This window comes from Natronohydrobacter thiooxidans (assembly GCF_001884735.1).
GTDB classification, from domain to species: domain Bacteria; phylum Pseudomonadota; class Alphaproteobacteria; order Rhodobacterales; family Rhodobacteraceae; genus Roseinatronobacter; species Roseinatronobacter thiooxidans_A.
Map to the genome: position 1 here is coordinate 36,604 of NZ_MJAP01000034.1, position 12,712 is coordinate 49,315.

Annotated in this window: 11 protein-coding genes; 5 read left to right on the forward strand and 6 right to left on the reverse strand. The window is 63.0% G+C overall.

All coding sequences use genetic code 11. From position 1 onward, the window contains the following. Positions 1-2: 2 nt before the first annotated feature. Positions 3-728, forward strand: coding sequence for a flagellar type III secretion system pore protein FliP (gene fliP / locus BG457_RS14935; protein ID WP_084657719.1), 726 nt, complete (start codon positions 3-5; stop codon positions 726-728). Between the two features lie 66 nt (positions 729-794). Here the strand turns inward: fliP and BG457_RS14940 are convergent, their stop codons facing one another. Next, a complete protein-coding gene (locus BG457_RS14940) occupies positions 795-4,238 on the reverse strand; it encodes a pyruvate carboxylase (protein WP_071798110.1) in 3,444 nt (1,147 codons plus the stop codon). Between the two features lie 76 nt (positions 4,239-4,314). Next, complete coding sequence (locus BG457_RS14945; protein ID WP_071798111.1) at positions 4,315-5,487, reverse strand: alpha-hydroxy acid oxidase; 1,173 nt, start codon at positions 5,485-5,487, stop codon at positions 4,315-4,317. Between the two features lie 106 nt (positions 5,488-5,593). On the opposite strand from BG457_RS14945, the gene BG457_RS14950 reads away from it, so the two are divergent. Further along, positions 5,594-7,963 (forward strand): ATP-dependent helicase, encoded by a 2,370-nt coding sequence (locus BG457_RS14950; protein ID WP_245771016.1) that lies wholly within the window; start codon positions 5,594-5,596, stop codon positions 7,961-7,963. A 342-nt stretch (positions 7,964-8,305) separates the two neighbouring features. On the opposite strand, the gene BG457_RS14955 is transcribed toward BG457_RS14950, so the two are convergent. Next, entirely contained in the window at positions 8,306-8,518 is a 213-nt protein-coding gene (locus BG457_RS14955; protein WP_071798116.1) for a DUF1127 domain-containing protein, read from the reverse strand. Between the two features lie 214 nt (positions 8,519-8,732). Then, the gene (locus tag BG457_RS14960) at positions 8,733-9,158 is read right to left on the reverse strand and encodes an HIT family protein (protein WP_071798117.1); all 426 of its coding nucleotides are present in this window, start codon (positions 9,156-9,158) and stop codon (positions 8,733-8,735) included. 140 nt (positions 9,159-9,298) lie between these two features. Between BG457_RS14960 and BG457_RS14965 the strand changes: the two genes are divergently transcribed. Beyond that, positions 9,299-10,369 (forward strand): Mrp/NBP35 family ATP-binding protein, encoded by a 1,071-nt coding sequence (locus tag BG457_RS14965; protein WP_071798120.1) that lies wholly within the window; start codon positions 9,299-9,301, stop codon positions 10,367-10,369. Positions 10,370-10,420: 51 nt separating this feature from the next. Here BG457_RS14965 and BG457_RS20320 read toward each other — a convergent pair whose 3' ends face one another. Next, the gene (locus BG457_RS20320) at positions 10,421-10,570 is read right to left on the reverse strand and encodes a hypothetical protein (RefSeq protein WP_175546811.1); all 150 of its coding nucleotides are present in this window, start codon (positions 10,568-10,570) and stop codon (positions 10,421-10,423) included. Positions 10,571-10,863: 293 nt separating this feature from the next. Continuing rightward, positions 10,864-11,064 (reverse strand): hypothetical protein, encoded by a 201-nt coding sequence (locus BG457_RS20030; RefSeq protein ID WP_139257788.1) that lies wholly within the window; start codon positions 11,062-11,064, stop codon positions 10,864-10,866. Positions 11,065-11,260: 196 nt separating this feature from the next. Between BG457_RS20030 and BG457_RS20440 the strand changes: the two genes are divergently transcribed. Further along, the gene (locus tag BG457_RS20440) at positions 11,261-11,719 is read left to right on the forward strand and encodes a cell division/cell wall cluster transcriptional repressor MraZ (protein WP_139257790.1); all 459 of its coding nucleotides are present in this window, start codon (positions 11,261-11,263) and stop codon (positions 11,717-11,719) included. Next, positions 11,716-12,708 carry a 16S rRNA (cytosine(1402)-N(4))-methyltransferase RsmH gene (gene rsmH / locus BG457_RS14975; RefSeq protein WP_071798124.1) on the forward strand — a complete coding sequence of 331 codons (993 nt, stop codon included), beginning with the start codon at positions 11,716-11,718 and terminating at the stop codon, positions 12,706-12,708. The genes BG457_RS20440 and rsmH overlap by 4 nt, the downstream gene beginning before the upstream one ends. Positions 12,709-12,712 lie beyond the last annotated feature (4 nt).

Below are 12,712 nucleotides of genomic sequence, written 5' to 3' on the forward strand. Positions count from 1 at the left end.
TGATGCGGCGCGCGGCGGTTCTGGCCCTGTTCATCCTGCTGACCGGCGCGCTGGGCGCGCAGGCGCAGGAGATCACGCTGGATTTCGGCGATCAGGGCGCGCTGAGCGTCCGCACGGTCCAGCTGCTGATCCTGTTCACGCTCCTCAGCCTTGTACCGGGCCTGCTGGTCATGGTCACTTGCTTTCCCTTCATCGTGACCGTGCTTGCGATCCTGCGTCAGGCCATGGGGCTGATGCAGTCGCCGCCCAATATGCTGATCGTGTCGCTCGCGCTGTTCCTGACCTATTTTGTCATGGAACCGGTCTTTGTCGCCGCCTGGGAAAACGGCGTCGCGCCGCTCAATGACGGCACGCTCGGGATTGACGCGGCTTTCGTGCAGATCATGGACCCGTTCCGCCATTTCATGGCTGCGCGCATCGATCCCGCAACCTATGAGAGCCTGTCGGCCCTGCGCCCGGGCGTGGAGCCGGTCCTGTCGCCCGAGGCACCGCTGTCGGTGCTGGTCCCGTCCTTCATGCTCAGCGAAGTGACCCGCGCCTTCCAGATCGGGTTTCTGATCTTCCTTCCCTTCCTGATCATCGATCTGGTGGTGGCGGCTGTGCTCATGTCGATGGGCATGATGATGGTGCCACCCGCCATCGTCTCGCTGCCCTTCAAGCTGTCGTTCTTCGTCATCGCCGATGGCTGGCGGCTGGTCTCGGAAGCGCTGGTGCGCAGCTATTTCTGACAGAACGGGTAAAGCGGCTAGCAGCGTCGGCGCAGGGGGGCGATGCCCCCTGCGCCGGCCCTTCCCTCAGCTTTCCAGCTCGATCAGCAGATCTTTGGCCTCGATCTGCGCGCCGGGCTGGACATGCACCGCCTTCACCACCGCCGCGCGCTCGGCATGCAGGCCGGTTTCCATCTTCATCGCCTCGATGGTCAAGAGCAGATCGCCCGGATTGACCTTCGCGCCCACAGAGACCGCGACCGAGGCCACCGAGCCCGGCATCGGTGCTCCCAGATGATCGGGATTCGCGGCATCCGCTTTCGCCCGCTGCGCGGTCTTGGCCTTGACCTGACGATTGGGCACGCGGATCGTGCGCGGCTGGCCGTTCAGCTCGAAAAACACTTTCACATCGCCCTCATCCGTGGTCTCGCCCACAGTGATCATGCGGATTTCCAGTGTCTTGCCGGGGTCGATCTCGGCGGAAATCTCCTCGCCCGGCTCCATCCCGTAAAAGAAGGTGCGCGTGGGCAGGGTGCGGACCGGACCATAGACCCGGTGGCGGCCCATATAGTCCAGAAACACTTTCGGATACATCAGATAGCCGTTCAGATCCTCGTCATCGACCTTGAACCCGTCCAGATCCGCGATCAGTTTCACCCGAGTCGCCTCCAGATCGACCGGCTCCAGATGCTTGCCGGGGCGCTCGGTCAGCGGCGTCTCGCCTTTCAGCACCTTGCGCAGCAGACCCTCGGGCCAGCCCCCCGGCGGTTGACCAAGATTGCCGCGCAGCATGTCGATCACGCTGTCGGGAAAGCTTACCTCGCGCTCCGGGTTCTCGACATCGGCGCGGCTCAGCCCCTGACTGACCATCATCAGCGCCATGTCGCCCACCACTTTCGACGAGGGCGTGACCTTCACGATATCGCCGAACATCATGTTCACATCGGCATAGGTCCGCGCGATCTCGGGCCAGCGATCCTCCAGCCCCATCGAACGCGCCTGCGCCTTCAGGTTGGTGAACTGCCCGCCCGGCATCTCATGCAGATAGACCTCCGAGGACGGCGCCTGCTGCGCCGATTCAAAGGCGGCATAATGCTGGCGCACTTCCTCCCAATAATCCGAAATCTTGCGGATCGCGGCCATATCAAGCCCGGTATCGCGCTCGGTGAACCGCAGCGCCTCGACGATGGATCCCAGCGTCGGCTGCGAGGTATTGCCCGAAAGCGCATCCATCGCCGCATCCGCCGCATCCACCCCGGCCTCTGCCGCAGCAAGGATCGTGGCCCCGGCAATCCCGCCAGTGTCATGCGTGTGGAAATGGATCGGCAGGCCGACCTCTTCCTTCAGCGCCTTGATCAGCAGCCGTGCAGAGGCAGGCTTGAGCAGCCCCGCCATATCCTTCAGACCCAGCACATGCGCACCGGCATCGCGCAGAGCCTTGCCCATCTCGACATAGTATTTCAGGTCGTATTTCGCCCGATCCGGGTTCAGGATGTCGCCGGTATAGCAGATCGTCCCCTCGCAGACCTTGTTCGCCTCGATCACCGCATCCATGGCGACGCGCATGTTCTCGACCCAGTTCAGACTGTCAAAGACGCGGAAGACATCGACCCCGGTCTCGGCGGCCTGACGCACGAAGAACTGCACCACATTGTCGGGGTAATTCGTATAGCCCACCCCGTTTGACGCGCGCAGCAGCATCTGCGTCATCAGATTGGGCATGCGCGCGCGCAGGTCGCGCAAACGCTGCCAGGGGCATTCCTGCAAGAAGCGGTAGGCCACATCAAATGTGGCCCCGCCCCAGCATTCGACGCTGAAGAGTTGCGGCAACATCTGCGCATAGGCAGGTGCCACGCGGATCATGTCCACCGAACGCATCCGTGTCGCCAGCAGCGACTGATGCGCATCGCGCATGGTCGTGTCGGTCAGGAGCAGCCGTTTTTCGGCCGCCATCCAGTCCGCCACGGCCTGCGGTCCCTGCTCATCAAGGATCTGCTTGGCCCCGCGCGGCACTTCGCCCGAAACCTTGGGCGCAACGGGGGTGCGGATCCCGGCAGGCGGCAGCGCGCGACCGGCGGTTTCCGGATGCCCGTTCACCGTGATATCCGCGATATAGGTCAGGATCTTCGTCGCCCGGTCCCGCCGTTTGCGGAAATTGAACAGCTCTTCGGTCGTGTCGATGAACTTGGTCGAATAGCTCATATCCCGGAAGGTCGGGTGCTTGAGCAGGTTGATCACGAAATCCAGATTCGTGCTGACCCCGCGAATACGGAATTCGCGCAGCGCCCGGTCCATACGGGTGATCGATTCCTCGGCAGTGGGGGCCCAGGCCGTCACCTTGACCAGAAGCGAGTCATAATAGCGCGTGATCACCCCGCCCGCATAGGCCGTGCCGCCGTCCAGCCGGATACCCATGCCGGTCGCCGAGCGATAGGCGGTCAGCCGCCCGTAATCGGGGATGAAATTGTTCAGCGGATCCTCGGTCGTCACCCGGCATTGCACCGCATGGCCGGTTAGCGTGACATCGCCCTGACTTGGCGTGCCGGTGGCCTGCGACAGCAGCGCCCCTTCGGCAATGCGGATCTGCGCCTTGACGATATCAATACCGGTCACTTCCTCGGTGACCGTATGTTCCACCTGAACCCGTGGATTGACCTCGATGAAGTAGAATTTCTCTTCATCCATATCCATCAGGAACTCGACCGTTCCGGCATTCTGATAACCGACCGAGCGCCCGATTTTCAGCGCCAGTTCGCAGACCTCTGCGCGCTGCTCCGGGCTCAGATAGGGGGCGGGCGCGCGCTCGACGACTTTCTGGTTGCGCCGCTGCACAGTGCAATCGCGCTCATAGAGATGATAGAGATTGCCATGGGTATCGCCCAGAAGCTGCACCTCGACATGGCGCGCGCGCTGGATCATCTTCTCCAGATAGCCCTCGCCATTGCCAAACGCCGCCTCGGCCTCGCGCCGACCCTCGCGCACCTTGGTTTCCAGCTCTTCCGGGCCTAGGATCGGGCGCATGCCGCGCCCGCCGCCGCCATGGCTGGCTTTCAGCATCAGCGGATAGCCGATCTCCCCGGCCATCCTGCGGGCGGCATCCATATCCTCGCCCAGCACCTCGGTCGCGGGAATAACCGGAACGCCCGCCTCGATGGCGACCTGCCGTGCGCTGGCCTTGTCGCCAAGTGCGCGCATGGTCTCGGCCTTGGGGCCGATAAAGGTGATCCCGTTCGCCACACAGGCATCCACCAGTGCGGGGTTTTCCGACAACAGCCCATAGCCCGGATGGATCGCATCCGCGCCCGAGGCTTTGGCGACACGAATGATCTCGTCAATCGACAGATAGGCCGCCACCGGTCCCAGCCCTTCGCCGATGCGGTAAGCCTCGTCTGCCTTGAACCGGTGCAGACCGAGCTTGTCCTCTTCCGCATAGACCGCGACGGTGCGTTTTCCGAGTTCATTGGCAGCACGCATGATGCGGATGGCGATCTCGCCACGGTTCGCAACAAGGATCTTCTTGAAGTCGGCCATTCAGTTCCCCCGGTCTGGATTCGGCGTATATTGGTCAGTTTTCTAGGCCGATTTCTGCACTGCAGTAAAGTGCTTGTTAGATTTCGTTAGAATTGGGCCCCAGTTTGCCGCCATCCAACAGCCGCGTTCCTGCCTGCGCAAGCCGGTTCACGCCCAACTGGACCATATTCGCGACAAGGTCATCGCGCAGCAACCGCGCCAGATGGGTTGCGCCGGTTTCTCCAAGCGCGCCAAGGGCATGATGCCATCCCCGCCCCAGCATCGTGAAATCCGCGCCACAGGCCAGCGCCCGCAAGACATCGAGGCCCGATTCGATACCACCATCATAGATCAGCGGCATATCCGGCCCCAGTGCCGCGCGGATTTGTCTCAGGGCCGACAGCCCGTCCGGGGCCCCGTCGAACTGCCGCCCGCCATGGTTTGACACCCAAAGCGCATCTGCCCCGGCGTCGCGCAGCCGCGTAGCATCCTGCGCATCCAGCACGCCCTTGATCACCAATGGCCCGTCCCACAGATCGCGCACCGCGCGCAGATAGTCCCAGTCCGGCGCCGCGCGCAGCAGATAGCCCGGATGCGCGGTCGAGGGCGCATTGCCGTCGAGCCTGAGATAGTCCTCCATCAGCCGCAGGCGCGGCGTGCCATGGCGCAATGTCCCCAATGCCCAGGACGGGCGGCGCGCGATCTGCCACAGCATGGAGGGCGTCAGTTTCGGCGGGATCGACAATTGCGCGCGCAACTGCCGCTCGCGGCGCGACGGGCCCGGCAGATCGACCGTCAGCACCAGCACCCCGAACCCGGCCTTGCGCGCGCGTGACAGGATATCGGCACGGATGGCCGGGTCTTTCGGCGGGTAGAGCTGGAACCAGCCCATATCGCCTGCAATCGGGCCGATCTCTTCGGGCAGGCGGGTGGCGACCGTGCTCAGGCAATAGGGCAGGCGGGTGGCCTGCGCCATGCGCGCCAGCGCCGCCTCTGCCCCCGGCCAGATCAGCCCCGACATGCCCACAGGCGCGATGCCAATGGGCATCGCATAATCCCGCCCCAGAAAATGCGTGGTCAGATCGGGCGTGACCGGGCCGCGCAGGATCGACGGACAGAACAGCACCGCATCCAGCGCCGCCCGGTTGCGGCGCATGACCGACTCGGTCCCGGTGGCGCTGTCCAGATATTCCCAGACAAACCACGGCAGGCGCCGCTTGCAGGCGGTTTTCAGATCTGACAGGGCAGGGTAGCGCAGATCAGGGGTCATGCAGCGACTATACCGGGGGTGCTGCGCTTGCCAATGCGTGTTTCTCGCGGGAACTTTTGCGGAACACCGCTTTCCCTTGCGCGATGCCCGCGTTAGGATGCGGCGCATGAGTGATTTCAACACCGATCTGCCGCTTTCCGCCCGCGCCATGGCCGCGCGTCCCGCGCCCTATCTTGACGGGCTGAACCCCGCCCAGCGACAGGCGGTCGAGACGCTGGATGGCCCTGTGCTGATGCTGGCAGGCGCGGGCACGGGCAAGACCAAGGCGCTGACCGCGCGTATCGCGCATCTGCTGACGACCGGCCGCGCCTATCCGTCGGGCATCCTTGCCGTGACCTTTACCAACAAGGCCGCGCGCGAGATGAAATTGCGCGTGGGCGCCTATCTGGGCGAGGCGGTCGAGGGCATGCCATGGCTGGGCACTTTCCATTCGATCAGCGCGAAACTGCTGCGCCGCCATGCCGAACTGGTCGGGCTGAAATCAAGTTTCACCATTCTCGACACAGACGACCAGATCCGCCTGCTCAAGCAACTGATCGCGGCCTCCAATATCGACGAAAAACGCTGGCCCGCGCGGCTTCTCGCCTCGATCATCGACCAGTGGAAGAACCGCGCATGGCGGCCCGATCAGGTGCCCTCGTCCGAAGCCAGCGCCTTCAACAATCGCGGCACCGAGCTTTATGCGCAGTATCAGGACCGGCTGAAAACCCTGAACGCCTGCGATTTCGGCGATCTGCTGCTGCATTGCGTGACGATCTTCCGAGAGCATCCCGACATTCTGGAAAGCTATCAGCAACGTTTTCGCTATATTCTGGTGGACGAGTATCAGGACACTAATGTCGCGCAATATCTCTGGCTGCGGCTGCTGGCCGATGGCCACAAGAATATCTGCTGCGTCGGCGATGATGACCAGTCGATCTATGGCTGGCGCGGCGCGGAAGTGGGCAATATCCTGCGCTTTGAACGCGATTTTCCCGGCGCGACCGTGGTGCGGCTGGAACAGAATTACCGCTCCACCCCGCATATTCTGGCCGCCGCCTCGCAGGTGATCGCGGGCAATGAGGACCGGCTGGGCAAGACGCTCTGGACCGAGGCGCGCGAGGGCGAAAAGGTCCGGCTGATCGGCCATTGGGATGGCGAGGAAGAAGCGCGCTGGATCGGCGAGCAGATCGAGGATCTGCAACGCGGCACACGCGGCTTGCAGCCCTTCAGTCTGGACCAGATGGCAATTCTGGTGCGCGCCAGCCACCAGATGCGCGCGTTTGAGGACCGGTTTCTGACCATCGGCCTGCCCTATCGCGTCATCGGTGGCCCGCGTTTCTATGAACGGATGGAGATTCGCGACGCGCTCGCCTATTTCCGCCTTGCCGTCAGCCCGGGCGATGATCTGGCCTTTGAGCGGATCGTGAACACCCCCAAACGCGGCCTTGGCGACAAGGCCCAGCAGACGATCCAGCGCATCGCCCGCGCCAATGACCTGCCGCTTGTCGCAGGCGCGGCCTTGGCACTGGAACAGGGCGAGATCAAGGGCAAGGGCGCAGGCCAGTTGCGCGCGCTGATCGAGGGCATCGCCCGCTGGCACAGCCAGATCGGCACGACCGGCCCGGCCGAGGCCGAGGATGACCTGATCGAAGTGATCCGCCCCGAGGGCGCGGCCACCAACCATATCGAACTGGCCGAGCAGATTCTCGAAGAGTCGGGCTATACCGAGATGTGGCTGAACGACAAGACACCCGAAGCGCCGGGGCGGCTCGACAACCTCAAGGAACTGATCAAGGCGCTGGAATCCTTCGAGAACCTGCAAGGGTTTCTCGAACATATCGCGCTGATCATGGACAATGATTCTGATGCGGGCGAGGCCAAGGTCAGCATCATGACCCTGCATGGCGCCAAGGGTCTGGAATTTCCCGCAGTCTTTCTGCCGGGATGGGAGGACGGGCTGTTCCCCTCGCAGCGCTCGATGGACGAATCTGGCCTCAAGGGGCTGGAGGAAGAGCGCCGCCTTGCCTATGTCGGCATCACCCGAGCCGAGCAGCTTTGCACCATCAGCTTCGCCGCGAATCGCCGCGTCTACGGGCAATGGCAGTCGCAAATGCCCTCGCGTTTCGTCGATGAACTGCCGGGGCAGCATGTCGAGGTGCTGACGCCGCCGGGCCTCTATGGCGGCGGAATTCCGGCGGCCAGTACCGTCGAGACCCGCGCCGAGCGCGCCGATGTCTATAATTCCCCCGGCTGGCGTCGTCTGCAGGCCGCCAATGCCCGCCCGGCCAGCGCGCCGCGCGAAAAGGTCATAGAGGGCAGCGCCGCCCCGGCATTCGAGATCGGCGCGCGGGTGTTCCACCAGAAATTCGGCTATGGCAGCGTGTCCGCAGTCGAAGGCGACAAGCTGTTCATCGAATTCGAGAAATCGGGATCACGTCATATCGTGGCGAAATTCGTCGTGCCCGCCGCGCAGGCCGATGACGTGCCGTTCTGACCCGGCGTCATCAACGCAACATCTGAAAAAGAAAAAGGCGACAGTCCCAGGGAGGAGGAGGGGACTGCCGCCGATTTTGCAAGACCCCAGGGAGGAGGAGGGGGCCTTTGCAACTGTGAAGGGCCCTGTGGACCCTTTATTCTCGGAACCTCGGGCCAGGGAGGAGGAGGGCCCGATGGTTCCAACGTGCGCTCTCAGGGAGGAGGAGGAGAGCGACGTTTCCTGACCGGCTTCCAGCACTTTCGCGCGCCTTGCCCGGAATTTTGTGACGGTGAGCCCAGGGAGGAGGAGGGGCCCACCGTCATATTCGACCCCCAGGGAGGAGGAGGGGGGACGAAAACCTTATTTCTCGTATGCGGCCTCGTAAGCGAGACGCGAGATCATCGAGCGCGAGATGCCCAGATCATCCAGTTCGCGTGTGCTCAGCTGGCTCAGTTCCGCGTATGTCCGTTTGTACACCTGACGGCGTTGCCAGCCATCACGAAGCTCTGCGAAGAAGGCACTGATCAGGCCAGAGGGCCGACCGATGCTGATGTTTTCTGCATAATGCGCCATGTTTACGCTACCTTTGTCTCAGCGCAGGTTGCCCTGCTGTTGAGGTGAAGATAGTCGATTGCTGCGGATGCACAATGGATATTGCTGCATTGCGGCTATGCACTAAGTGCAAGTTTCCGCTGGGGAAGCTTTATTCCGCTTATCAAATGATCAAAAAATCAGGGAAGCGCCCGGATATCGTGCAATACATGTACGCGCGTAAAATTTCGTTCATCTAGAGGTTGTTTTTCAGATCCTGCGCAATCTGCATCATCTCTGACTCGGCCAGTTTCGGCGGTGTGCTGAACTGATCCGCGCCATCCCGCAGATAGGCCGCCGATGTCACGTCATGCATGTGGAACATGGGAACGACATGAGCATGGGCATGCGGCACATGGATGCCGGTATAGAACATCGACACGCGCTCGACCGGATATAGCCGCTTCATCGCGCGCGCGATCTTCTGGGCGCAACTGGTGATGTGCGTCGCCAGATCTTCGGGCAAATCCTCGAACCAGACATGATGCGCTTTCGGGATGACCAGCGCATGGCCCTTGCGGATTGGATGGAGATCCAGAAAGGCAAGAATATGCGCATCCTCGTACAGCTTGTATGCGGGCAGATCTCCCGCCGCGATCTTGCAGAAAAGGCAGTCAGTCATGCGTGGTCTCCAGCCGCTTGCTGCACCATGTCACAGGGTCTGGGCATGGGCAATTGCGTCGCTGAGATTGCACAGACCTTGCCGCGCCCCTAAAACTGCCCATGTGCTGCATGCATGACGCCACCAACGGGAACCATAGAATGACCATCACCAGAGAAGATGTCCTTGCCGCCCTTGACTGTGTGGCCCTGCCGGATGGCGGAACGCTGGTCTCGCGCGATCTGGTGCGGGCGCTGGTGGTCGAAGACAGTGCCGTGCGTTTCGTGATCGAGGCCGAAACGCCCGAGGCCGCGCAGGCGCTCGGTCCGGTCCGTCAACAGGCAGAGGCGGCGGTCTCGGCGCTCGATGGCGTGGCACGGGTCTCTGTGGCGCTGACCGCGCATGGCCCTGCCGCCAAGGCCAAGGGTCCGGCCCCGTCGCTGAAGCTGGGCCGCCATCCGACTGCGCAGCCGGACAAGCAAGCGATTCAAGGCGTGTCAAACATCATTGCCGTGGGCTCCGGCAAGGGCGGTGTGGGCAAATCCACCGTGGCCTCGAACCTCGCCGTGGCGCTTGCGCGGCACGGGCTGCGCGTGGGCCTGCTCGATGCAGATATCTACGGCCCCAGCCAGCCGCGCATGATGGGTGTCGGGCGCCGCCCGGCCTCGCCCGATGGCAAGACCATCATCCCGCTCAAGGCGCATGGCGTCACCATGATCTCGATCGGGCTGATGCTGAAGGAAGACGAGGCCGTGATCTGGCGCGGGCCGATGCTGATGGGCGCATTACAGCAACTCTTGACCCAGGTCGAATGGGGTGTGCTGGATGTGCTGATCGTCGACATGCCGCCGGGGACGGGCGATATTCAATTGACGCTCTGCTCGAAATTCGATGTGCGCGGCGCGGTCGTGGTCTCGACCCCGCAGGATGTGGCGCTCCTTGATGCGCGCAAGGCGCTCCGGGCGTTCCAGACCTTGAAAACCCCGATCCTCGGGCTGGTCGAGAACATGTCGACCTTCATCTGCCCCAAATGCGGCCATGAAGAGCATATCTTCGGCGAAGGCGGCGTCCGGGCCGAGGCTGAAAAGCAGGGACTGACCTTTCTGGGGGAATTGCCGCTCAGCGTGGAGGTGCGCCTTGCGAGCGATGGCGGTGTGCCGGTGGCTGCGACCGACAGCCCCGTGGCCAAAGCCTATGAACGGATGGCCGGACGCCTGATCGAACTGCTTTAGCGCCACAGCGCGCTTTCACGCCCCCCACCTTCATCTTGCCGAAAAATACTCTCACTGAGTGGCCACGGGCCGCAAGGCCCGTCCCTTCAGCAGCGCATGCGGCGCAGCCGACCCAAGCTGGTCGAAATGCACTCTGGCTTCCGCCGCACCCTCTACCGGGATTTCATGGAACGCGCCCCGATGGACGCCATGGAATCTCATGGAAGCGGCCCAATCTCCGGTCACGAACCTGTCGCGCGCGAATCACCCGACCGTGATTCGGCGTGTTTCCGGGCTCACGCAATGGTCAGGCGCGATATTCTCGATGCGAAGCCGGATCAATCAGCGCAATTTTGTTGCGAAACTGCAACGCAATCCGGGCCCGCGAGGATTTAATGGAATCTTGTGGTACTGCATGGCTTGCAGAAGTTCGGCCTATCGCGCAGCGGATATGTCGCGCAGTTCCGCAAAAGTTCTCACCACATATAGATAAGTTCGCGGCGAGACTACATCATTCAGTCCCATATTCCGCAAGCGCGAAATTTCTCAAGCGGCGCCGGGTTCCATGTTTTCCCTTGATGACCATAAAGTTCCATGCCATTCCATGTATCACGATAAGCGAGCAGCAAGGGGCACCAAGACCCCACCGAGGCAAAGAGTTTCATACAGGCAACTCGCTCATCAAAAAACAGATCCGGCGCGCTCGCGAGCAGCATCCCCCTCCCCCAAGGAGCGAGCGCCAACCGGGCACCCAGCGATGGGACAGTCGGCGGATCGAGCAGTGGCAGCAGCTCGATCCGCCGTTTTCATTTCTGCCCGACTCATACGGGCGCGACAAGAAAAAAGGACCGCCGGGCCGTGGCACGCAGGTTCAGAAGCACATACCACCAGAAGGTGGATGGAAAGGGTCGCGTGTCGGTCCCGGCTTCGTTCCGCCGTGTGATCGAGGAAGGTGACCCCGACTGGTCGGCAGGGCAGCGCCCGAATTTCATCATCGTCTTCGGCCTGAAATACCAGAAGCGTCTGGATTGCTTCACCATGAATGCGATGGAAGAGATCGACCGGCGCATCGATGCGATGGAGCCGGGAACCGACGCGCGCAGGACGCTGGAACGCATCTATCACGCCCATTCCATCGAGGCCCAGATCGACGAGGATGGCCGCATCATCCTGCCGCAGAACCTGCGCGACAAGCTGGTGCTCGTGCCCGATGAGAAAGCGCGTTTCGTGGGTCTGAATGACCATTTCCAGGTCTGGAAGAACGAGACTTACGAATCCGTCTATGGCCCCGATGACGATGATTTCGCCGAGGATCAGCCGCCCGATTATGATCCGCGCATCCTGTTTTCCAAGGCCGCACCGGAGGCATGATGCAGGACGCGGCCCCATCTGCGCATATCCCTGTCCTGCTGCGCCCGATCCTGCACCATCTGGCCCCGATCTCGGGCATCTGGCTTGACGGGACACTGGGCGCGGGCGGCTATGCGCGCGCGCTCCTCGATGCCGGGGCGGATCAACTGATCGGTGTCGATCAGGATCCGCTGGCGCTGGAAATGGCGCAGGGCTGGGGGGCGGCCTATGGCGACCGGTTGCGGCTGGTGCAGGGCAATTTTGCGCAGCTCGACCAGCATGCAGGCGGATTGCTCGACGGGGTGGTGCTCGATCTCGGGGTTTCCTCGATGCAGCTTGACCGCGCCGAACGCGGCTTTTCCTTCGCCAAGGACGGCCCGCTGGACATGCGCATGTCGCAATTGGGTCTCTCCGCGCGCGATCTGGTCAATGAGGCCAGCGAAGAAACGCTGGCCGATATCCTGTTTCACTATGGCGAGGAACGCGCCGCCCGCCGCATCGCGCGCGCGATCACCCGCGCGCGCAGCGAGACGCCCATCGACACCACGCTGCAGCTTGCCGCCATCGTCTCGGGCTGCCTGCCGCGCCCGAAACCCGGCCAGAGCCATCCCGCCACGCGCAGCTTTCAGGCGCTGCGCATCGCGGTGAATGCCGAATTTGACGCGCTTGTCGCCGGGCTGGAGGCCGCAGAGCGCGCCTTGCGCCCCGGTGGCAAACTCGCCGTGGTCAGCTTTCACTCGATGGAAGATCGCGTGGTGAAGCGCTTTCTCGCGGCGCGAGCCGGGCAGGGGGGGCGTGCCAACCGCTATGCGCCCGAAGCCCCGTCCGAGGCCCCGCGCTTCACCCTGATCGCGCGCAGCGGCGTGACGGCCGATGCCGAGGAACTGGCGCAGAACCCGCGCGCGCGTTCGGCCCGGCTGCGGATGGCACTGCGCAGCGATGCGCCTGCGGGCGCTGTCGCGCGCGACGCGCTCGGGCTTCCGGCACTGGCTCTGGATACGGAAAGGTAAAGTG

Coding starts and splice junctions, on each gene's coding strand:
- fliP (WP_084657719.1), top strand. CDS start 3: ATGCGGCGCGCGGCGGTTCTGGCCCTGTTCATCCTGCTGACCGGCGCG.
- BG457_RS14940 (WP_071798110.1), bottom strand. CDS start 4,238: ATGGCCGACTTCAAGAAGATCCTTGTTGCGAACCGTGGCGAGATCGCC.
- BG457_RS14945 (WP_071798111.1), bottom strand. CDS start 5,487: ATGACCCCTGATCTGCGCTACCCTGCCCTGTCAGATCTGAAAACCGCC.
- BG457_RS14950 (WP_245771016.1), top strand. CDS start 5,594: ATGAGTGATTTCAACACCGATCTGCCGCTTTCCGCCCGCGCCATGGCC.
- BG457_RS14955 (WP_071798116.1), bottom strand. CDS start 8,518: ATGGCGCATTATGCAGAAAACATCAGCATCGGTCGGCCCTCTGGCCTG.
- BG457_RS14960 (WP_071798117.1), bottom strand. CDS start 9,158: ATGACTGACTGCCTTTTCTGCAAGATCGCGGCGGGAGATCTGCCCGCA.
- BG457_RS14965 (WP_071798120.1), top strand. CDS start 9,299: ATGACCATCACCAGAGAAGATGTCCTTGCCGCCCTTGACTGTGTGGCC.
- BG457_RS20320 (WP_175546811.1), bottom strand. CDS start 10,570: ATGAGATTCCATGGCGTCCATCGGGGCGCGTTCCATGAAATCCCGGTA.
- BG457_RS20030 (WP_139257788.1), bottom strand. CDS start 11,064: ATGCTGCTCGCGAGCGCGCCGGATCTGTTTTTTGATGAGCGAGTTGCC.
- rsmH (WP_071798124.1), top strand. CDS start 11,716: ATGATGCAGGACGCGGCCCCATCTGCGCATATCCCTGTCCTGCTGCGC.